Origin of the sequence: Dyadobacter bucti (genome assembly GCF_005869225.1) — a bacterium.
GTDB classification, from domain to species: domain Bacteria; phylum Bacteroidota; class Bacteroidia; order Cytophagales; family Spirosomataceae; genus Dyadobacter; species Dyadobacter bucti.
The window spans coordinates 264412-286841 of the sequence record NZ_SWFP01000004.1 but is presented as its reverse complement, the minus strand read 5'-3'; the positions used below and the strand labels follow the sequence as shown (position 1 = coordinate 286841).

20 protein-coding genes are annotated in these 22430 nt (G+C 48.9%); 16 read left to right on the top strand and 4 right to left on the bottom strand.

The features are described from left to right. Nucleotides 1–117: 117 nt before the first annotated feature. From FBF61_RS15060 to FBF61_RS15050, 3 genes are all read right to left on the bottom strand, one after another. Complete coding sequence (locus tag FBF61_RS15060) at nt 118–1719, bottom strand: RagB/SusD family nutrient uptake outer membrane protein (protein ID WP_138478579.1); 1602 nt, start codon at nt 1717–1719, stop codon at nt 118–120. Nucleotides 1720–1741: 22 nt separating this feature from the next. Beyond that, complete coding sequence (locus FBF61_RS15055; RefSeq protein ID WP_138478577.1) at nt 1742–5209, bottom strand: SusC/RagA family TonB-linked outer membrane protein; 3468 nt, start codon at nt 5207–5209, stop codon at nt 1742–1744. A 672-nt stretch (nt 5210–5881) separates the two neighbouring features. Beyond that, nucleotides 5882–6820 (bottom strand): succinylglutamate desuccinylase/aspartoacylase family protein, encoded by a 939-nt coding sequence (locus tag FBF61_RS15050; RefSeq protein WP_138478574.1) that lies wholly within the window; start codon nt 6818–6820, stop codon nt 5882–5884. Nucleotides 6821–7075: 255 nt separating this feature from the next. On the opposite strand from FBF61_RS15050, the gene FBF61_RS15045 reads away from it, so the two are divergent. From FBF61_RS15045 to FBF61_RS15030, 4 genes are all read left to right on the top strand, one after another. Beyond that, nucleotides 7076–7777 carry a FadR/GntR family transcriptional regulator gene (locus FBF61_RS15045; RefSeq protein ID WP_138478572.1) on the top strand — a complete coding sequence of 234 codons (702 nt, stop codon included), beginning with the start codon at nt 7076–7078 and terminating at the stop codon, nt 7775–7777. A 152-nt stretch (nt 7778–7929) separates the two neighbouring features. Further along, on the top strand, nt 7930–8607 hold the full coding sequence (locus FBF61_RS15040) for a response regulator transcription factor (RefSeq protein ID WP_138478570.1): 678 nt from the start codon (nt 7930–7932) through the stop codon (nt 8605–8607). Next, nucleotides 8604–9878, top strand: coding sequence for a sensor histidine kinase (locus tag FBF61_RS15035; protein ID WP_138478568.1), 1275 nt, complete (start codon nt 8604–8606; stop codon nt 9876–9878). The genes FBF61_RS15040 and FBF61_RS15035 overlap by 4 nt, the downstream gene beginning before the upstream one ends. Before the next feature lie 73 nt (nt 9879–9951). After that, entirely contained in the window at nt 9952–10782 is an 831-nt protein-coding gene (locus FBF61_RS15030; protein WP_138478566.1) for an HAEPLYID family protein, read from the top strand. 6 nt (nt 10783–10788) lie between these two features. Here FBF61_RS15030 and FBF61_RS15025 read toward each other — a convergent pair whose 3' ends face one another. Further along, nucleotides 10789–13200 carry an alpha/beta hydrolase family protein gene (locus FBF61_RS15025; protein WP_138478564.1) on the bottom strand — a complete coding sequence of 804 codons (2412 nt, stop codon included), beginning with the start codon at nt 13198–13200 and terminating at the stop codon, nt 10789–10791. Nucleotides 13201–13513: 313 nt separating this feature from the next. Here FBF61_RS15025 and FBF61_RS15020 point away from each other — a divergent pair, with 313 nt between their 5' ends. The 12 genes from FBF61_RS15020 to FBF61_RS14965 all read left to right on the top strand — a co-directional run bounded on the left by FBF61_RS15020 (nt 13514) and on the right by FBF61_RS14965 (nt 22422). Further along, nucleotides 13514–14158 (top strand): response regulator, encoded by a 645-nt coding sequence (locus FBF61_RS15020; protein ID WP_138478562.1) that lies wholly within the window; start codon nt 13514–13516, stop codon nt 14156–14158. Nucleotides 14159–14336: 178 nt separating this feature from the next. Further along, complete coding sequence (locus FBF61_RS15015) at nt 14337–14528, top strand: hypothetical protein (RefSeq protein WP_138478560.1); 192 nt, start codon at nt 14337–14339, stop codon at nt 14526–14528. A 146-nt stretch (nt 14529–14674) separates the two neighbouring features. After that, nucleotides 14675–15310, top strand: coding sequence for a contractile injection system cap protein (locus tag FBF61_RS15010; protein ID WP_138478557.1), 636 nt, complete (start codon nt 14675–14677; stop codon nt 15308–15310). After that, nucleotides 15307–16617: a hypothetical protein gene (locus tag FBF61_RS15005; RefSeq protein WP_138478555.1), complete on the top strand. Its 1311-nt coding sequence runs from the start codon at nt 15307–15309 to the stop codon at nt 16615–16617. The genes FBF61_RS15010 and FBF61_RS15005 overlap by 4 nt, the downstream gene beginning before the upstream one ends. A 33-nt stretch (nt 16618–16650) precedes the next feature. Beyond that, nucleotides 16651–18042, top strand: a complete 1392-nt coding sequence (locus FBF61_RS15000) for a phage tail sheath family protein (RefSeq protein ID WP_138478553.1) — start codon at nt 16651–16653, stop codon at nt 18040–18042. A gap of 27 nt (nt 18043–18069) precedes the next feature. Next, on the top strand, nt 18070–18534 hold the full coding sequence (locus FBF61_RS14995; protein ID WP_138478551.1) for a phage tail protein: 465 nt from the start codon (nt 18070–18072) through the stop codon (nt 18532–18534). A gap of 4 nt (nt 18535–18538) precedes the next feature. Continuing rightward, the gene (locus FBF61_RS14990) at nt 18539–19039 is read left to right on the top strand and encodes a phage tail protein (RefSeq protein ID WP_138478549.1); all 501 of its coding nucleotides are present in this window, start codon (nt 18539–18541) and stop codon (nt 19037–19039) included. Nucleotides 19040–19047: 8 nt separating this feature from the next. Beyond that, entirely contained in the window at nt 19048–19227 is a 180-nt protein-coding gene (locus FBF61_RS14985) for a DUF5908 family protein (RefSeq protein ID WP_138478547.1), read from the top strand. Continuing rightward, nucleotides 19217–19927 carry a CIS tube protein gene (locus FBF61_RS14980; RefSeq protein ID WP_138478545.1) on the top strand — a complete coding sequence of 237 codons (711 nt, stop codon included), beginning with the start codon at nt 19217–19219 and terminating at the stop codon, nt 19925–19927. The genes FBF61_RS14985 and FBF61_RS14980 overlap by 11 nt, the downstream gene beginning before the upstream one ends. Further along, complete coding sequence (gene vgrG / locus FBF61_RS14975; RefSeq protein WP_138478543.1) at nt 19927–21702, top strand: type VI secretion system tip protein VgrG; 1776 nt, start codon at nt 19927–19929, stop codon at nt 21700–21702. The genes FBF61_RS14980 and vgrG overlap by 1 nt, the downstream gene beginning before the upstream one ends. Further along, the gene (locus FBF61_RS14970) at nt 21702–21995 is read left to right on the top strand and encodes a PAAR domain-containing contractile injection system baseplate protein (RefSeq protein WP_138478541.1); all 294 of its coding nucleotides are present in this window, start codon (nt 21702–21704) and stop codon (nt 21993–21995) included. The genes vgrG and FBF61_RS14970 overlap by 1 nt, the downstream gene beginning before the upstream one ends. Before the next feature lies 1 nt (nt 21996). Further along, nucleotides 21997–22422 carry a gp25 family contractile injection system sheath assembly initiator gene (locus FBF61_RS14965; RefSeq protein WP_138478539.1) on the top strand — a complete coding sequence of 142 codons (426 nt, stop codon included), beginning with the start codon at nt 21997–21999 and terminating at the stop codon, nt 22420–22422. Nucleotides 22423–22430 lie beyond the last annotated feature (8 nt).

Here is a 22430-nt window from a genome sequence, read left to right as displayed (position 1 = left end):
GTATGCTGTAAAAGATGACATTGAGGTTGAATGTACAGCAGGAATTTGCTTTTTTGCATTGGCAGGTGGAGCCCTTGAGGCCCCACCTTATTCTTGTAACAATCCAGACATCGGATGTTAGTTCTGAACAGCCAACGGGTTATACAGCATTTCTCCTTCGGGAATCTCCAGAGTCATTTTGGCAACCGGGTAGGTGATTTTAGCCAGGTGGTTCTGTGAACTGGTTCGGTCCACAGGGATATTCCAGCGCTTGTTGTTGTAAAACTCCCGGCCACCTTCTCCCCACAGTTCGATGCGGGTTTGCAGATAAACCATCTGAAGAACTGTAAGACCGGCCATCGAAGGATAAGTATCTACAGTGAGCGGAGCGGCCCCTGTTTTGGTACGAGCTGCAAGCAGTTTGTTCAACGTCGCTTTTGCCCCTGCTTCGTCAGCCAGCTGCGCCTGCGCTTCCGCCTTCATTAACAGTACCTCCGAGGTACGCATGTAATAACAGGTAACCGTTCCCACTTCGATTTTGTTGGCACTGCCAATTCCATGCGTGGCAGCGAATTTGGTGTTGGTATATTTCGGAATGAATGCGATCGTCTGATTGCTTGGATAAGTGTAATTTCCGAAGTCTTCGGCCATAAAGTTATCCTTGCGATAGTCGGTTGCGGCCATTTTTTCATAGAGCCTGTTGTCGATTCGCTTGTAAACCCGCGTTACTCCGCCGTTCCCTTCACCAAAAGGATTCGTGTAGGCGTTGTGGTAGGTTTTAGATTGTCCGACAGGGAAACCCAAGATCACTTCCGGATTGGAAGCATTGTTCAGGAAACCGTTTGATTCCGGCAAAAAGACCGGGTCTGTTGCAGTTCCGGTGTTTCGACCGCCATACTGGGCCTGGCTCATCAGGTTTGGGTAACTGTTCAGAATATTGTCGCAGGCTGTAACGGCAGCGGCCCAGTCGCCGGTCCATACCGAAACCCGTGCGAGCATAAAGTTGGCCACACCCAGATCAATATCTGTAACGTCGGCCGTGTGTCCGGTACCCGCATCAGTCAGCAATTTAACCGCGACAGAAAGGTCGTTTTTGATAAATGCGTAGGTTTCAACCGAAGTTGCACGCGGCTTATTCGCCTGCGTGGGCGAAAACCTGTCATACAGCATCACACCAAGCTTGTCCTTTCCTCCCTGCAGATAGGCATCCTGATAGTTCTCCATCAGATAGTTGTAACCGTAAGCCCGTACCACCAATCCCCTCGCCTTGCAATTCATCAGAAATGCATTGGTCCCGACGATCTCATCGGTCAGGAAGTTGAGCATCTTATTGGCCTGGTTGATACAGTTCCATGCGTAGTTCCAGTACACTGCGTTTTTATTGGTAGAGGTAGAAATAAAGTTATCAAATCCATACTCGGGGGCACCCACCAGTGCAGACAAACCCGAGACGTCACCCAATACGATGTCATTTCCTTCCAGATTGCGCATCATGTCCAGTCCCTGATTACTGTAATACATGTCTGCACCACCAACACCGGAAATTCCGGCAAAATTGAACAGTTGCGGCATGCCGTTGGCCATACTGCCCATCACCAGCTTAATAGCCTCGGCGTTACCAGAAGCCAGCAATTGCTGTATCTGCTCATCGGTAATGTTGTTGGGCGGAGTTATTTCCAGCTTGTCTGCACAAGAACTGAATATGGTCGCGGCTACAAGTGCCAAAATATATTTTTTCATGTGTATTTGCTTTTAAAGGTTCTTAGAAAGTAAGGTTAATACCCATTGATACCGTACTCATATAAGGATAGCCATAGGCGCCCACTTCAAGACCACCCACCAATGACATGCGGGGATCGTACCCGGAGTGCCCCGTAATCATAGCAACGTTATCGGCAGACGCAAACACCCGGAAATTACTAGCCTTGATTTTTGAAAGCAATGATGCAGGCAGGTTGTAGCCGATCGACAGGTTTTTAACGTTCAGGTATGAAGCGCTGAACAAGCCCAGATCCGAGTACATCCAGCTTCCTATAGTTGCGCCGTTGGTGTAGTAGGTGTTACCGTAAAATGCCATCGGGAATTTTGCATTCGGGTTCTCAGGCGTCCAGGTGTTTCCAATCAGCTCTGACGACAATGCGCTTCCGATGTTACCATTTACATAAAGTCCGTTGGCATATTCGACACTCATGAATTTCCCCCCCAGCTGATACGCAAGAATGGCTGAGAAATCGAATTGCTTGTAACGGAACGAGGTTGTAAATCCACCGATCCATTTTGGGAGCGCACTCCCCATTTCGTAACGGCTTGCCTGTGAGTAGTCTGTAATTTTGACATCCGAGCCCACTGTTGCATCACCATATTTACCTGCTGCCTGGTCGGCCTCTGTGACCCGGTGGTAAAACAACGGTAACCCGGTGTTGGTATCAACCCCGCCGTATTTGAAGAAATACAGGTTGTAAAAATCCTTTCCGACACCACGAAGATAGGCCGTCTCCCCTGTTGAACCTCCTCCGTTCACTGCCCATCCGTCAACACCGGCAGTCCAGTTCCCGTTGAGTTCCCTGGAGCCTATACCCGCCGGTACTTTGGTGAGGACCGTAGTATAATGTGTGCCGTTCACGCCGACGGTCCAGTTGATATTCTTGGTTTTGATGATATCAATATTCACATCCACTTCAATTCCGCGGTTGCGCAAACCTGCCGAGTTTTTCGTGAGAGTGCTTTGCCCCAGAGAAATCGCAATGGGTTGGTTGTAAACAGAGTTGATGGTGTGCTTGTTGTACCAGTCGATCGACCCGTGTACACGTTGGAACATCGTAAAGTCGATACCTGCGTCGAATGTTCTCGTATTTTCCCAGGTTAAGCCGTCATTTACAAATGCTCCCTGGCTCAATGTGAAAGAAGCAGGGATACCGGTACCGGACGTACTTGAAGAATATACCGCTCCGTACGACCACAACTGGTATCCTGAGTAATTACCGATACCGCTTTGATTACCGATCAAACCATAGCTGGAACGAACTTTAAGATCGTTCAGCCAGGATTCAGTACCTTTCATAAAATCCTCTGCGCTGATTCTCCATCCGCCACCAATGGACCAGAATGTTCCCCAGCGGTTATTCTTGTATTTGAATTTGGACGAACCATCACGACGGATAGATGCTTCGAGGTAATATTTTTCATCATAAATGTAACTCAACCTGCCAAAGTAGCTTTCCATGGCAGTCTTGATGATATTTCCTCCCGGAGAAGCGAAAGTACCGCCCGTGTAGCGGCCCACAAAGTTGGCGTAAGCCGGAAAGCCGTCTATCAGGCCGTATGCCGAGTTATAGTTCAAATTGTCCAGATTGTATTCGTAGTACTCATGGCCTGCCATACCGGTTACGGCATGTTTACCATAGGTGTGCGCCCAGTTAAGTAACTGCTGAGCGTCCAGAATGCCAACGTTCTGATACGTTTTTCCGAACGCGCCGACGTTTACGTAAGGCCCCGTGCCGCTGTTGCCGTAGCGGGTCCTTGTTTCAGAGAAACGATCGTACGAAATGTTTGTAGTGAGGCTGAAATCCTTCAGAAAGCTGAAAGTTGCATACCCTTTCAGATTCAGGTCATTCGACGCGCGCGTGTCGATATCGTCATCGAGTAACTTGATGAGGTTTGCTTCCGAAGTAGGTGTTTTGGTGGGCCCGACCGGGGAGTAGGAATCCCCCAATTTCACGTTCACCATGTCGCTTCCGTCCGCATTTTTCTTGATATTTCCGTCTTTATCCCTTGCATACAATGAGATCAGAGGGCTTTGTCCGTTGATCCAGCGGAAAACGTTGGCCGTTGCCGACCCTGCGTTACGTCCAAAGCGGGTGGCCGGCGACTGTGTGTTACGGTTGGTATAACCGATGTTGGCCCCCACCTTTACCCAGTCGAACAATTGTGCGTTGATATTGGAACGCACGTTGTAGCGGGCGAATTTTGATCCGCGGATGTAAGAAGGGTCTTCCAGATACCCCAGGGAAGTGAAATAATCGATTTTATCCGTTCCGCCGCTTGCCGACAGGTTGTATTCCTGACGAAGCTTCTTTTCCAGAAAGAAGTTATCATAACTTCCCGCCTGGTAAAGCTCCCTCGCATTTGGATTCAGTTTTCCATCCGGATTTACCAGATACGCGCCTGACATCGTAGAGCTGGCGGATGTTCCGCTGCCGGTTGTGGTATATATGGCACCAGGCACGTCGTACAGCATCCAGTTACCCAGCAAGTTGGTTTGAAAATTGGTCGTGGAACCCGCATAGTCGAACAAATGCGCACTTGCGAATTGTGCTGCATCTTCATGCGACATATTGGGGTTTTGCAGGTTGGTGGTCGATGTTCCGTTTGTAGAGGGACCACCGCCTACTCCATAGCGAACCGAATTGTAGATAGCCTGCCACGCATATTCATATATGTCCTTCGAGTCGGTAATCTTGTCGTACTTAAGTGCGCCGGCATAGTTCACACCCCAGCGCCCTTCAAACCCTATCCTGGTCTTTCCTTTGGAACCTCTTTTTGTAGTTACCATTACAACTCCGTTGGCCCCTCTGGATCCATACACAGCAGTAGATGCGGCGTCTTTCAGGACGCTGATACTTGCTATGTCTTTCGGGCTGATCGACGCCAGGGCATTTTCATGTTCTGCCGGAACGCCGTCAATTACAATAAGCGCATTGGAGCTGTTTTGGCTGGTAGAACCGGCACCCCTCAGACGGATACCCATATCCAGACCCGGTTGTCCGTCCACGGAGGAAACCTGTAATCCCGGCACCACACCTTCTAGCGCGCGCGTTACGGTTGAGTTAGCCTGAACTGCAATGGTTTTGGAATCGACGGAAGTTACCGCGCCGGTAAGGTCTTTCTTCTTGCTGGTTCCATAAGCAACCACCACCACCTCGTTCAGCTGCTGATTTTCTTCCACCAGCGTTACATTGAATACTTTTTTACTGCCTACGACAACCTCTTGTGCCGTGTATCCAACAAATGAGAAAATCATAACTGAAGTTTGACCCGGTACGTCTGAAATCGTGAACGTACCATCCTGATTGGTCGTGGTTCCGGTAGAGGTTCCCTTTACAGCGACGCTTACGCCAGGCAGCTCCCCGCCTGCCGCGTCGGTAACCTTCCCTGAAACCTGGATTTGCGCATATGCGCCCAAGCACATAAACATGCAAAACAAGAGGAGTAGTGGTAATCTTCTCTTCATTTTAATTGATTTAAGATGAGTAAAAATGGATTAAGTAAGTAAACGGGTGGACTTGCATTCGCAATTCCGTCCACAATTGACATGCTTTGGTTTTTACATAGGTTGGATCATGGGGGTTTGGTGGAAGTTCATTTTAGGCTAAGTATGGACTCGCAAAAGATCACAGATCTTTGCAAAACCAGCTTTTATGGCAAAATTGAGATCCCGGGTGCGTTAACGAAAATGGGCAGATGTCTGGCGTCGCGGTTTGATCTGAAGCCGGGGCTCTGCCCCTGCACGGGAAAATGGGGAAGTTGTAATAAGAAAATATTTCATGGCCTAAGGGTTTATCCGGTGTTAAAAGGAGAATTCCGGCATATGATGGTGTCATTTACTACATGTTAGTAAACAAGCGTTTACCTAAATCCTACTTACCCCCTGGCACTTTTTCTCCAAAGTAGATCTGCACGGCAATGGTAAGGGGCCAAAAACACATTGACGTATTTGCTTACACGTCGGGGAGCAAAAAAGTACCGGCCTTACGACTTGAGAATACAGACGCTGCCCATGTTTTCCGGATCGAGCTCAAAATTCGCCGGAGAATTGTCCTTTTTTGACTGGATAGTTACGAAGGTTTGATCTGAACCTGTCATACATCACATTGATAAACCGACAATAAGTGCTGCTTTCTGATCATTCGCAGGTGACTATTTTCCCGGTTTCCTGAACAGGTAAAATCCCTCCCAGCGAATCGCCCTTTTTAACTTTTACAATATCACGGATCAGAAAGGCCAGGCCGTTGATATCAGCATATACCGGCGTGTGTTCACCTGAAACCGGATTGATGACGCTACCCCATTTTTGTCCCTGCACCACCAGGTTTCCTATTCCGACATTCTTTTCAAAAATCCCGTCAGCCGGAGAAGGCATTTTTCCCTGCAGAAAACCGCTGTCGAGCCGATGGTCTTCTACCCAGTATCGGTTTACCAGCGGTAGGATATCGGGCGGGCTATCGATCATCCGCAGGCTCTTCAGCAAATTGATGACGCCTTCTTTGTATGCTTTTATGACTTGCGGTCGCAAACCCGTTCCGCCGCCGTACTCCAGATATATCGCCGGAACATGAGCGTCACGCGCGACGGACAGCGTCCTGCCTTCCGGCCCGGGTTCTGTTCCCCACATGATCGGGAGGTTGAAGGCTGCTGCCATCTGCCGTTGTTTTTCCAGCACTTCCGCAGAAGGGTGCAGCATGTAACCGGCCAATGGTGAAATATCGTACATCAGACCTCCGGTATGCATATCCACCAAATAATCGGAATTCCTGATGAGCGCACTGAGATGGTGGGCTGTCTGTTCCGTGATACTCCCATTCAGGTCGCCAGGGCATGTACGGGCAAGATCGAGGCCATCGGCCCCGCAACGTGCCTGACCGAGGTAAGCGCTATAATTAGCGACGGGCACCACTACCACCTCTCCGGCCGACAACAGCTCCGGAAGTTCTTGTATCAAAGCAGTTGCCGCCAGCATGGGCTCATACTCATCACCATGAATGCCGGCGATCAGTAAAAGTCGCGGCCCAGGGCGCCCGCCGGAAAACTTTTTGTATTCAAAAAACTCAGCTCCTACACTCATGTTTGATCCTGCTACAATCCAATCGATACCCTTACGCACGCCAGTCTCGCATCAAACACAACATTCCTGTGCGATCGAGAAGCTAACCGATGGATAATCATTAAATTTTATGTTTATTTGTAGAACAAATCTAATAATTGAATTTTAATATAAGCCAAATTGTATTGAAAATAATTGTTAAATATTCACATCTCTAATCATGCTAATTTTGGGCGTCAATTTGAATGAAAAGACCCGAATAATCACTTCACTACTATGCTTGCACCCCTTGAAAGTTTGTCCATGACGGATCGCGTGGAGAATATCCTCCGCGAATATTTTGAAGAAAACGCCTTCAAACCGGGGGACCCTCTTCCGAATGAAATGGAAATGGCCCAAAAGCTGAATGTGAGCCGCAATGTAGTCCGCGAGGCTCTGAGCCGTCTCCGCATGCTGGGCATGATTGAAACTCGTCCCAGAAAAGGGATGGTGATGTCCCAGCCCGATCTGTTGACTGGCATGGAGAAAGTCCTCAATCCATTTATCCTGGGGACAAAAAACCTGAAAAACATTTTTGAATTGCGCCTGATCCTCGAAATGGGTATAGCAGAGTTCCTCTTCGCACGCAAAACGAAGAAAGATATTGAAGAACTGGAAGCGATAGTCAACCTGCAAAGCAATGACTTCGAAGTAACGAAAGAAGAAGAGATAGCTTTTCATGGAAAATTATATGAAATGACCGGCAACAGTACTTTCAAGAGATTTCAAATTTTGTTAATGCCCGTTTTCAATCATGTGTTCACCGATTATTCTAAAAAGAGGGCACATGTAGAATTACCCAACCCTGTGACGCACAGGGACATCCTGGAAGTGATACGGAAAGGAACCTCGGATGATTTCAGACAAGCGATGTTCAAACACCTGGAACCTTATTTTGCAACCTCCCTGAATACGGCACCTCCGAAAAAGAAAAAATAAAAGCAGGCAGGTCTGTGGCCGCAGCCTTGCCCCACGCAAAGTCAGCCGGAAGCGGCAAACTCTCCTAAATTGCAGAAAAACGGATGCGATCAAAGTGGGTTACGACAATCTTTCCAGATTCTTTCCAGTTTTGTATCTCAAATTTACGGTCTATGAAAATTCTGATCATTGAGGACGAAGCCGACTTGCTGGACGTGATCCGGCAGTCGCTGGAACTGGAAAACTTTCTGGTTGAAACGGCGGGCACCTACCACTCGGCGCTGGATAAGATTATTTCCTTTCATTACGACTGCATTTTGCTGGATATCATGCTGCCAGGCGGCAGCGGGCTCGACCTTTTGCAGGAATTGAAAAACCTGGACAAATCGGATAACGTGATCATCATTTCCGCTAAGGATTCGCTGGATGACAAGCTGGCAGGCCTGAATCTCGGAGCGGACGACTATCTCACCAAGCCTTTTCACATGGCAGAGCTTACTGCCCGCGTCAAATCGGTATTACGCAGAAAATCTTTTCAGGGCAAAAGCCGGATCGTGATCGGTAACCTCGTACTGGATCCGGAAGAAAGGACACTGGCGATTGCCGGAGAGCCCTTGCTTTTGAACCGGAAGGAATTTGACATACTCACGTATATGATCGTCAACAAGAACCGGCTCGTAAACAAAACTTCTCTGGCCGAACATGTATGGGGAGATTATATGGACCAGGCAGACGATTATGAGTTTATTTACTCACAAATAAAGAACCTCCGGAAGAAGCTGAAAGACAATCAGGCTGATGTAGAAATCCAGGCTGTTTACGGGATCGGCTACAAATTGGTACAGTTATGAATTTGCTCAATCATACCTTAAAATACCTCGCATTTGCATTGTTCGGGATATTGAGCGTCTGGGCGGTGATTTTTTATGTGAATATGCTCGACGAAGTGTACGACAGCCTGGACGATGGGCTTGATAATTACAAAATGCTGATCATCGAAAAGGCACATGCCGATCGCAGCACGTTGCACAAGACGGAATTCGCCGAGGGGAACTACGAGATCCGGGAGATCAGCAGGGAAAGTGCGAAAAAAATCAAGGACGTCCATAAAGACACGCTGATGTACATGCCGTACGAAGAGGACATGGAGCCGGTCCGTCTGCTGACCACATCATTTAAGCTTGACAAAAAATACTACGAATTGAAGGTTATTTCATCCATGGTAGAGGAGGACGACCTGATCGAGGATTTGTTTTTCGCCCTTATCTGGCTCTACATTGCTTTGCTCGCCAGTATTCTGATCGTCAATAACTTTCTTCTGAAAAAGGTTTGGAAGCCATTTTACAAGCTGGTTGATCAGCTCAAAAATTTCAGGCTCGGGAAACATCAGTCTTTCCAGGCGGAGGATACCAATGTCAAGGAGTTCAAGGTGCTGAGTGAGTCGGTCACTTCGCTGGTGCAACATGCTTTAGAGACCTACAACAGCCAAAAGCAGTTTATCGAGAATGCATCGCATGAATTGCAGACACCCATCGCGATCAGTATGAACAGACTGGAATTGCTCGCTGAAAAAAATGAACTCACAGAAGCGGGCCTGGAAACAATCGGGCAGGTGATCCAGACGCTGGAAAGGCTGACCCGGCTGAATAGATCCCTTTTGCTGCTTTCGAAAATAGAGAACCGGCAGTTTGGTGAAACAGAAACGGTGTCGGTGAATGCAGTAGTGTCGGGCCTGAGAGAAGAATTCGCCGATTTTGCAGCGTATAAAGGCGTCGTAATTTCAATAGCGGAAAAAAACCAGTTGAATGTGGTGATGCAAAGGGACCTGGCGATCATGTTGATCTCAAACCTGATGAAAAATGCGATTGTACATAACCACACGAATGGAGTGCTGGACATAGAAATTGGTACGGGTTATTTCAAAATTTCAAATTCAGGATCGGCTATACCCCTGGATCAGGAGAAAATATTCCGCCGTTTTCACAAAGAATCGGGGGATAAGAACAATACCGGCCTGGGGCTGGCGATCGTCAAAGCGATCGCGGATTTGTACGGCTTCCGCATTACCTATGACTTTGATGGAAAACATGCGATAAAAGTATTTGTAAATAATTCTGATTAGCCCAAAATCACTTATTCTTTCCCAATTCCTTCCGGTTTTAGCCTTTAACCTTGTATTAAAAAACGTTAAAGACATGAAACACATCATCATCACCATCCTATTTTTCGTTTCGGCAAGTATGCCGGTTACCGCACAGACCGATTCAACACAGCAAGCAAAGCCCCTGAAAATACACCACGCCGAACCACTTTACATGGACCTGATCCGCGACCTCGGCGCCAGAAAGGGGGAAAAAGAATGGAATGTCGGCTATGGCATAGAGGCACACAAAGATTACAGGATCAACCACTCTTTCGTCGAATATGAATTTTCACCTGTAAACCGGCTTGGGCTGGAAGTGGAAGTTCCATTTGCTTTTTACAAATCGGCTCATGCGCAGGAAGGCGCAGAGATACCCAGAAACCGCATTGAAGGATTGAAACTGGCCGCGCAATACACTTTCCTGGTTTCCGAAAAACATCAGATGTCCATGGCCGGGGGATATATGCATGAATTTCGCGCACATTCATTTTACTCGATCGATCATGGGCGGGGAATGCTGAAAGGAAATTCCATCAGTCCGTTCTTTATCGTTGCTAAAAAATGGGGGAACAGGATAAACAGCATGATCTATACCGGGCCTGAATGGGAGATTACACCGGGGGAATCGAGGCGCGACTTGTTTTATCAGACCAACGCCAGTATGCATTATGTGCTGCCTGGCGGAAATTTCGTGGGTGTTGAGGTAAATGATGAGTTCTCCGGCACGAGCCACCATACGGTGCTGCGTCCGCAAATAAAATTGATCCTGGCGTCCAACCTGTCGCTCGGCTTCGTAACAGGCATTCCCACAAACTCCCGGACCGACGGGATGAGTTTCATGACCCGGGTGATCTTCGAGCCGGGATCTCGCCTTGCTCATTGACATGGCTCAGGGCCAGTTTAAATGTTTGTGCAAAAATTTAAAAACACCCTCGTTCCGTGATGCATGCCCTCCGTTAAAATACTCGATATCAGTTTTATCGCCCAGGTTCAGCCGATCGTAGAGGTATTTTACTTTGGCATATTCATAGGCGACCCATTCATCCGGCTGTACCAGATCGTCGTGGCCGCGCTCCACCATAAATGGCCTGGGAGCAATCAGGTAAGCCATTTCGGCATAGCTGAATGTACTTCCCATATTAAAATAAGGCATTTCCCATTCAATGGTGTTCATAAAGCTGTTGTGCCAATAGGTGTCCGTCACCTTCCGGCTCCAGTCGCCGAAATCACCCGAGCACACCGACAGGCAATATCCTTCCAGAATTGAAGGAATGCGCATCGCCATTTCGCCTCCGTAACTTTTGCCATAGAATGCTATCCTGTTTTTATCCACATAAGAAAGCGTCGGTAACCAGTTGAGAATCTGCCTGTGCTGGGCAAGAACGAAAGAGAACATCGTCTTTTGCAGCGTATTTGCTTTACGCCCCAACCATCGGTACCTGTCTTCACCGTTATAAATCCCAAATGGTGCAAAAACGACAAACCCCTGATCGGCCAGGCGGGCACCGATATCGTTGTAGCTCGTGTTACCTTCGATCACAGTAGCCGGCACACCGTTACGGCCATGCTGTACAACTACGACCGGCCGTTTTTCGTCGGGCTGAATGTCTTTGGGAATTAATAAAATCCCGGCTGCGGATAATCCATCGAACACTTTCAGTACCACTTCGTATCCGGTCCATTTTACGGTGTCGTATATTTTACGTGTCCGGGGCGACGGATCCGTAAGCTCGTCATCAAATTCTCCGATGATTTCCTTTTGAAAAATAGTCCGGTAAGGCTTTGACTTTTCGATGAACGGCCCGACAGGATAATAGGGATGGTAGGTTTTGGTGCTCCAGGTTCTGTTGCCGATCTCAGGTATGACTTTATATAGAAAAAAGCTATTTCTCTCATAGTCGGAAACTCTCAGCAGCCACTGCACGTGATTGTCTATTTCCTTCGCCTGCCTGAACTGCCGGTCGGCCGGTTTGAACGATCCCCGTTGGTCTTTGGGGGTTTCACCGGATAACGGCAGGATGTTGTCTTTCCCGATTTTTTTGCAAAACACATGCAGCGCTTCTATTGACCCGAACCCTGTCGGCGCATTTTTACCTTTTGCTACCAGCTCGCGGAACTGGAAGTCAGGCTTCAAAAGTTGATCGATTCTTTTGAACTCATTCGATACATTTTCAAAATCCGGTGTCTTCAGATGGCCTTTGTATCCGGAGTAATTATACAAATTGGTCGGGTCCTGCCGCTTGCCGTCCCATATTTCCGGTATGGCGCTATATTCAACAATCAATGCTCTGGGAGCGATCAAAGTCGCCATTTCTGCGTCCCCGAATTCATTAAGCAGCCCCCATACATTGCGGTATATGGGCTCATTCCAAACATTTTCGCGTGACTGAAAGTACCCGCTGACCAAAGTTACATCAATACGCGGATCGACGGCCGCTGCATAAAAGGCGATGAGCCCGCCCTCGAGATAACCGGCAACACCAATTTTTTCCTTGCTTCCATAGGTCTGTTTAAACCAATCTACCGCCGCAAGTACTTTCTGCACCTCAAATCCGATCAGGTGTTTACCCATATGATAGGACTGTCGGTAAAGCCATTCCCGTTTTGTTTGCTCTTTAGTCTCTCCTGGAAATACAGGCGACCTGTCGATGAGGACAGGAACGAGCACGCGCAGGCCATTTTCAGCGAGATGACGGGCAAACTGAGACTGCGGAGCAATACCTGCCGCAAGTCCGGCGAGTTGTTCAGGGGTCTGGTCTGCATCGGGAATAGCGATCACACTTCCGGTTGCTTTGTTTTTGGGTTCAAGCAGCAACCCCTCTCCCGAAATCCGGCTCAGTACTGGCCAGCGAACCTGATAGACACGATACTTTGAAGTCTCTGCCACAAGGATCGAATCGCGGTCATAAGCAAACCGCTCCATTCCAACCTGCGGTCGGGGGTCCGGTAAGCCAAGGTTATAATTACCCCTCTCAGAACCTCTTTCATCAATCCCTATTGCCTTTCTAAGCCGCTTGCGATTGGGTTCAACGGACGTTTCGTAGGCGCTGCGGGAGGTAAAATCCCGGTTCCAGTATTGCCCGCGTTTCTGCGCACTTTCCGCCATTTTCTTATCCGCAAAACCATGTGCCTCATTGAGCAGCGTATACGAAAGATCTTTGTCGAAAGCCAGTGGATCACTTCCCGGCAACACCGTGTCCTGCTGAGCCCCGACCGAAGAAACCCGCTGGCATAAATCTGCCATAACGGAGAGGCTTCCCAGCCAGAAGAGTGCGAATAAAACCGTACACCTGATAGTCATATTGTAATCCGAAAAATTCGTAAATCCCTTGTACTTTTTAGTCCGTCAGCAGGCAGTGAAGCCGGCCTCTTTTTATGAAAAAATCGCCAGAATAAGTGCATAAACCAAATTTAGTTAACGGTTGTCTTTTGCCGGTGTTATTGTGTTCTTTTGTGCTCCCGACTTTTTTTATTAAATACCGAATGACGCCTTTGCAAAAGCCAAAGGTGCAAGGTGGTATTTGAACCTGGTATTTGCACTTTACTTGTCTGCTATAAAAAGCAAAAGTTCCACATCTTTCTATTGTTGCATCTTCACATTTCACTTCTTTGCAATGAAAAAGACACGTATTCTTCTGGTAGACGGACATCGCATTATTCTGGAAAGCCTCTCCCTGTTGTTATCAGCAAATGATAATTTGAATGTGCTGGGTACCGCGTTGACTGCAAAGGAAGCGCTGCAATTTATGGAACTCCATGAGATAGACATGCTTATCGCCGACTGCCAGATACCTGATTTTTCCGGTATCGATCTGTGCCTGCAGACGCGTCAGCGGTTTCCGCCGGTAAAAACGATTATGCTCACCATGGTCGAAGAAAAGAAACAGATATGTAATGCAGTACTTGCCGGCGTGGAAGGTTATGTGTTGAAAGATACCGATTCGGCAGAGTTATATTATGCGATCAAAACGGTGATGGACGGCAAGAAATATTTTTGCAGCAAAGTCCTCATGGAACTGGCCCAGAACACAGAAAACAAGACAGAGACCTATGCTGAAACTTTTCCGTCCAAAATATCAAGCCGGGAACTGGAAGTGCTGCGTCTGATCGCCCAGGAATTTTCAACTACTGAAATTGCCGATAAGCTCTTTATCAGTCAGCCGACTGCGGAATCTCATCGCAGGAACCTCATCCAGAAACTGGGTGTAAAAGGAACCGTCGGGCTGGCACTTTACGCGGTAAGGCATCACATCATTTAAAAAGCAGTTATTTCCGCTCTTTCCGGGTTTCGTCACCTCATCCGGCCCACACATACCCAGGTTTCTATTAATTGTTTTCGGTTCAAAGTCATTGAATGGGCTTAAAAGCTCATGGTTTTCATGATTGATCCCCGATTGCATTTATTTGAAATTTGAATAGCTATCAGAAGACCAAGAGATGTTACCTCCAATTTCAGTCGCCATACTCGAACTGCTTGCCGAAGAACTTACTGAATCTGAGATCGGGACCTGTCTGGAAATCGAGGAAAGCTCGGTGCGGGCGACTATTGAGACGCTGATGTCTGAAACAAATACCCACTCCCTGGTCTCCCTTTTGAAAGAAGCTATCCGGAGAGGATGGATCAAATAAAAACCCGCAATTATAAGGGTTGTGCATTCATTAAAACCATGAAACAAAATCATATTATCTGATCCAAAAATCATGTTTTCCATGATTTCCGGGCGCCCGGGCGAGCAATATCTTTGAGAAGATTATTACCTGTATCCACCAAAGTTATGATAGCCAGCGCCCTGATTCTGTTGCGGGAAGAACTTACGGCCTACCTGATCGCCCAGGGAGATCCCGTACCAGTGATTATAGAAAATATCGGGTTATTCGAAACCGGCGGAGCAGGCGCTCTGCCGCAAAACATCATCGTAACCCTCGTCAATATCGAAGAAGAGAGCAGCCTCAAAAATGGTCAGACATTCAGCAAATGGCCGGACAACCGGGCTAGGTACGAGAACAGGCCGGTGTACCTGAACCTGTATGTTCTTTTCACAGCCAATTTTCAAGGTGGGGTGACGCCGAACAACGGTTATGTTGAGGCGCTTCGGCGTATTTCGCTTGTCATTGAGTTTTTCCAGGGCAAAAACATTTTTACACCTGCCTCCTCGTCCATACCTCTGCCACCCGAACTGAGCAACCTTGCGGACCCCGATATCGCTTCGCTGAAGCTCAAACTTGAAATGTACACCCTGACATTCGAACAGATCAACCATCTCTGGGGGTCGCTGGGAGGACGGCAAATCCCTTTCGTGATGTACAAGGTCCGCGTCGTAAGCATTACGGAAAGGAGTATACGGAGAGAAGTACCGCTGATCGAAGAAATAGAGACAAACCTGGTTACCAAATCAAATCTCATAATATGACTATCTATAAAATATTATGTGAAGTAAAGTGGCTCCATGAATATTATCTCACCAGGGATAAGGGTGAAACCATTTTTGAAATGCCGGCACAAGCTGACCGTCTCGATTTTCTATCTGAGCGGTTTGCAAAGGACCTTCCTTCCATTCATGAAGACCTCGACTTCCTTGAACATCCATTCAATCTGACTTTTGCAAATTATCATATCCGGGTATTACCGGCCTATGCAGGTTTCAAGCTGGCCATAAAGTGCAAGAAAAAAAAGCTGGCCAGCGGTGCCGTTCTGTATACGCCTATCGTACCGCTTCCTGATCAGCTTTGCCTGCGGCTCCTGGTCAGGTACAAAAACGACATTCGGCGGTTTTCGGCGGAATTAAGCCCAAAACCCTTGAATCCATTGTGGTATTTCAGCAGCAACGACATCCCGTTCGTCAAAACATTTCCGTTTCTGTCTTCGCCCCTACCCGCTCTCGTCCCTGCCCAGCAATACGTGCAAAGCGAAATTGCGATGCAGGCCGGGGTGGCCAAGGCATTTCTCAATAACGGTGCCCCAAACCCCTGGCTCGCATTACCAGGCAAGCATTATGTCAACACGAACGACGCCCACTTGCTGCCGTTGTCGTTTGTGTACACGTTCAGTGCATTTGAAAACATTACCACCGCCACCTTTACCCTCAAAGACTCGACGAATGCTATTGTGAAAAAGATAGACATGCAGTCTGCGGCGGCTATGCAAAATGTATTTGTCAGTTTTCGTACCAGCGAAGAGGTGATCAAAGCGGTAAGGCACGACACGGTTTCAGCCGACCAGCTTTATAAGCTGGAAGTGACAGGCAATGGCGGTTACGCCAAAACCTTTATCAATCTCCTTTTTGCCCACGATGAGCTGGAAGCCGAGCGGTATGCAGGTGTAATCGACCTCGTCGTTAAACCTGCCGTGGCAGCTTTCCGTCTGCTGGACGCCAGCGGCAATCTGCTTACCCGGATCAGCGCGGCCGGAATAAGGCAGCCCGCCCCGGTCTTTGAACTCTGGATGAAAAGTAAGTCTGCCTTCTGGCAGTATGCCAACAATCGCCAAAGGAAATTCAAGCTCACTCCGGCCACCCAGGACCTGCTGGCAGATAATTCCGGCGTCCTGGTTTCCAAGAACCCGATACCGATGACGTACACGCCGGTCAATCTGAAAAAGCCCGATAACAGCTTTCAGTTTCTCCCGAATCCTGAACCGACAATGCAGGCGAAGAGAGAAGGAAACAAGATTTTCCTGAACATGCAGGTCGCCGCTTCCAATTTATTCCCCTTAGTATAAATCATCCATTCATTTAACCTTAATTGAATAAAGATGTCAGAATTTAAAACGCCGGGTGTTTACATCAAGGAAATACCCAAACTTCCCCCTTCAATAGCGTCCGTGGAAACAGCGATTCCCGCGTTTGTTGGCTATACCGAGAAAGCGCAAAGAAAAGTTGCGAACGATCTTCTGAGGGTACCTACCAGAATTACTTCCATGATGGAGTACGAACAGTACTTTGGGAAAGCGCAACCGGAAACCGGCATTGTGGTCGACTTCACAGGCGTAGCCCCAAACCAGGTCGCGACAGCCAGAATCAACCCGGCCACAGCCTCGGTGCATTTGCTGTATTATTCCCTCCAGATGTTTTTTGCGAACGGAGGAGGGCCTTGTTACATCGTCGCCGTAAAAACATACACCGGCGCAGCAGGTACGATCACACCGCTCGACCTGAGGAACGGGATCGACGATGCAGGGACGATTAATGAAGTAACGCTCCTGGTTGTACCCGAAAGCGTCAACATCAAAGGCGCCGGTGCCCTCGGCAATTATTACGGCGTATTTGATCATGCGCTGACCCAGTGTGTCGCCTTACAGGACAGGTTCACAGTCATGGATGTGTTCCCTACGGCTAACCCCATCGCCGACCTCCGGAGCACAACACCGGGAGACCTGGTAAAGCTAAAATACGGGGCTGCGTATTATCCGCGACTGTACACCTTGCTCACCTATGACCATTCTGTCGAAACGCAGGTTACGATCACCGGGGCAGGCCCGTCGGTAAACCTGAGCTTGCTTAAAGCTGCCAATAATGCCTTGTACAACATGGCAACCGCGGCGATCAGCAATCTGGAAATGCTGCTCCCCGCCGCCCCGGCCGTTGTCGGCCAATATGCGACAACGGACAGATTAAGAGGGGTATGGAAAGCGCCGGCAAACGTCAACATCAGTCTGGCGATCCGGCCCGAGATCATCGTAACAGGGTTGCAGCAGGCTGGCATGAACGTCGATGACGTATCAGGAAAGTCAGTCAACGTGATCCGTTCATTCCCCGGCCGCGGCCCGGCGATCATCTGGGGCGCAAGAACGCTGGCGGGGAACGATAACGAATGGCGCTACGTCCCCGTACGGCGCTTTTTCAACATGGCGGAAGAATCTTCCAAAAACGCATCCGAACAATTCGTATTCGAGCCCAATGACCAGAATACCTGGACGAGAGTGAAAGCTATGCTTGAAAACTATTTCACCAAACAATGGAACGATGGTGCATTAATGGGAGCTTCGACGGCAGAAGCGTTCTATGTTCATATCGGACTGGGCGAAACCATGTCGGAGCTGGACATCTGGGAGGGACGAATGATTGTGGAGATCGGACTCGCGGTGGTGAGGCCGGCTGAATTTATCATCCTGACATTCATGCACAAAATGTTAGAGGAAGCCTAATTCATTCATTTATAAAAATCAGATAACATGGCAGATGACCCAAAAAAAGCATATCCGCTGCCCAAGTTCCATTTCCAGCTTGACTGGGGAGGTACCCGGATCGGATTTACAGAAGTCAGCGGATTGGACTTCGAAACCAAAGTGATCGAATACCGCGAAGGAAGCAGTCCCCTGTTCAACAAGGGCAAGCAGCCGGGACTTACTGAGTATAAGAACATCACGCTCAAGCGCGGCACCTTCGACGGCGACTTCGAATTTTTCGAACAATGGAAAAAAACGATGATGTTCCAGGAAGGCAAAGAAAAGTTCAGAAGGGACGTAACGATCAGGCTATTGAACGAAGAGCATCAACCGGTCATATCCTGGTCGGTGGCAAAGGCGTGGCCCACAAAGGTTACCTCCACCGACCTCAAAGCAGACGCCAGCGAGATCGCTATTGAAAGTATGGAGCTGGCCCATGAAGGTTTGACGATCGTGGAAGCTAAAAAATAGCACAATGGAGAATGGTTATCAGGCAGTTGGATTTCACTTCGCCGTACATTTTTCTGCCGGCGACAGCGGTTCGGTGGATATCAGGTTCCAGTCCGTGGCAGGACTGGACTCGACCATTGATATTGAAACCATCAAGGAAGGAGGTGAAAACCGTTTCGAACATGTGATCCCGACGAGAAGGAAGTTCGGACCGCTCGTACTGAAGAGAGGATTGGTAGGCCCCAAAAGTTCCCCAGTCTCCGATTGGCTGAAAAAGACATTTGAAGGCGAACCCTTCGACCTGGCCACCGGCAAAGAAGCATTTCAGGTGATTGACACGGTGATCATCGACCTGCTGGGAGAAGACCATCAGCCGCTGATGAGCTGGACGGCAACGAATGTCTGGCCGCGAAGCTGGAAGATAGCCGAGCTGAACGCCGAACGGAGCGAGGTTTTGCTCGAAACCCTCGAATTGAATTACAACCGACTGATTTTCTCCGAGTTAAAAGCTTTTAACGCTAAATAATTTCCTATATGCCGATTGAAATAAGGGAACTCGTGATCAAAGCAACCGTAGACCAGGCGCAGGGTTCCGGGACTGGTGGTAACGCCGCCGGCAAAGGATCTTCGTCCAGCGCCGGTGCCGGAGAGGACGTTATCAGAGAATGTGTCGATAAAGTGCTAGCCATTTTAAGAGAACAAAATGAGCGATAGGAAAAAACTTGAAAAGCTGGTGATCCGCACTTTCGAGCAACGGGACTTCAAAAACGAAGACCCGTCGAAGGCTTTCACCACCCCTATCAATCCGGAGTCATTCATGCAAACACTTAAGGTGAATGCAGACACTTCCGGAGGGCACGGCAATGCCGGATCGGAAGCCAAATACAAATCAACCGAACCCGAACAGCTGCGCCTCGAATTTATCCTGGACGGCACCAAAACTATGGAGGGGTACGGTGGGGCCAATACCGGGTACAAGAGCCGGAAGGTGCATGATCAGATCGAAGACCTGAAAAAATGTGTCTATAATTTTGATGGCAAGATCCACCGCCCGCGCTTCCTGATCGTGATGTGGGGTTCGGACATGAATTTCAAATGCATCCTCGGAAACCTGGACCTCAACTACACCCTGTTCGAACCCGACGGTTCTCCGCTCAGGGTCAAAGTTACAGCCACATTCATCGCGCACAAATCCCGTGAACAGCTGCTCGCCGAATCGAGAGCGTCGTCCCCCGACCTGACACATTCCAGGATTGTAGTGGAGGGCGACCGGCTCGACTGGCTGACCTATACGATCTACAATGATCCAAGGCACCTCATGCAGGTAGCAAAAGCGAACCGGTTGACGAGCATCAGAAAGATCCGGCCCGCCAGCCAGCTGAATTTTCCTCCATTTGACAAAAACGAACGATAATGCAGGAGCTTATTATTCCAAATCCTTCCAAGCACGACGTTTCTTCTTTCGATGTGATCATCGACGGGCAGGCCATGAATGCATCCTATCAGCTGACCATGCTCAGCGTGATCAAAGAACTCAACCGGATTCCTATGGTAAAGCTATCTCTCAGGGACGGAGATGCAGCCGGGAAGAGTTTTGAGATCAGTAACAGCGATACGTTCATTCCGGGAAAAAAAATTGTGGTCAAGCTGGGCTACGACGGCGATAACAAACAGGTTTTCAGCGGCATTATCACCAGGCAGGCCATACAGGTGAAATCCGGCGGAAATTCCCAGCTCATGGTGGAATGCCGGGACGAAACCGTTAAAATGACCGTCGGGCGAAAAAGTAAATACTTTGAAAATGTAAAGGACAGTCAGGCAACCGAAGAATTGGTCAAAGCCTACAAGGGACTCAAGGCTGACGCAACAGAAACTACCATACTCCACAGGGAACTGGTGCAGCATCACATCACCGACTGGGACTTTCTGCTGCTTCGTGCAGAAGCAAGCGGCCTGCTCGTATCCGTAGAGGACGGGACGCTCAAAACATTCAAACCGGACACCAAGGCCGAGCCCGTCGTGCAGGCCAGCTTCGGAAGCTCCATTATGGAATTTGAAGCAGAAATGGATGCACGCAACCAGTGGAAACAGGTGAAAGCAATCGCTTGGGATTACAGCAACCAGGCATTGTTCACTGCTGATACCGAAGAAGCAAAAGACATTGAGCAACTGGGAAACCTTGCAGGAGCCAGGCTTGCGGAAACGATCAACCTGGAGGAATATGAATTGCACCACAGTGGCTTCGTGACGCAGCAGGAACTGAAGGTATGGACCGACAGTGTAATGATGAGAAGCCGGCTTTCGAAGATCAGGGGAAGGGTAAAGATCACGGGTTTCTCGGGAATAAAACCCGGTGATATGCTGAAACTGGATGGTGTTGGTGACCGCTACAACGGCAATGCTTTCGTTACCGGCGTCAAGCATGATATTGGGAACGGTGTATGGGAAACCAATATCCAGTTCGGACTTGATCCGGAAACCTATTCCAAACTCTATAAGGATATCAACGATGAACCTGCATCGGGGCTGGTCGGAGGTATCCGCGGGCTTCAGATTGGAAAAGTCGTGAAGCTTGCAGGCGACCCGGACGGAGAAGACCGGATCCTGGTCAGGATCGCCACACTCGATAACAATGCGAACGGGATCTGGTCAAGAGTGGCTTGCCTGGACGCCGGCGCCGAGCGGGGAACTTTTTTCAGGCCCCAGCGGGGCGACGAGGTCATTGTCGGGTTTATTAATGACGACCCGAATGATGCCGTGGTGTTGGGAATGCTGAACAGCAGTGCCATGAAAGCCCCTTTGGTGGCATCGGACGACAACCATGAAAAGGGAATTTTTACGCGCAGCAAAATGCGTATCCATTTCAACGACGACACCAAGACCATCACCATAGACACACCGAAGGGAAACAGTATAAAGCTGGATGAATCCGGCAAAAGCGTCGAGATCAAAGATCAGAACAATAACAAAGTTTCGCTCGACAGCACAGGGATCAAGCTCAGCAGCAAAAAGAACATTGAAATAGACGCAGGCGCAGACCTGATCCTGAAAGCAGGCGCAGCGCTGACGGTCGGAGGCTCCACGATGAAGATCAAAGCTGATGGTTCCGTCGATATAGGCGGTTCCATGCTCAAGATCAACGCTGACGGTATTGCCGAAATAACAGGTTCGCTGATAAAGATCAACTGATGCCGGCAGCAGCAAGAATTACCGATCTGCATACATGTCCCATGGTCAACCCGGGCGGAGTTCCGCATGTCGGGGGGCCGGTGGTAGGGCCGGGCGTAGCGTCGGTGATCATCGGCGGTATGCCTGCGGCTGTTGCGGGGGACATTGTAGTGTGTACAGGTCCGCCGGACAGTATCGCAAAAGGTTCCGCCACTGTGATGATCGGTGGCAGGCCTGCTGCAAGACAAGGAGATCTTACCGCGCATGGCGGCGTGATCGTAGCCGGAAACCCAACAGTTCAAATCGGAGGATAATATGGAGAATAGTAAAAATAGTTTTCTGGGCAAAGGCTGGGCCTTCCCCCCTGCTTTCAACATCGCAACCGGCACCGTTGATATGGTCCGCGACGAGGAGGATATCCGGCAAAGCCTCTACATACTGCTATCGACCTCACTCGGAGAAAGGGTAATGCAGCCAGATTACGGCTGCAACCTGAACGACTATGTATTCGAAGGACTGAGCAGCAGCACGATCGGATATATCAAAGAGCGGGTCGCCAATTCCATCCTTTACTATGAACCGCGGATCGTGGTGGACAAGATCGAAGTGACCAGCGCAGGATCTTCGGACAACCTGGAAGGCAACTTCCTGATCGATATAAGCTACAGCATACCCGGTACGAACTCAAGATTTAACTACGTCTACAATTTCTACAAGAATGAAGCTGTAAAACCTATTTAATAAACTGC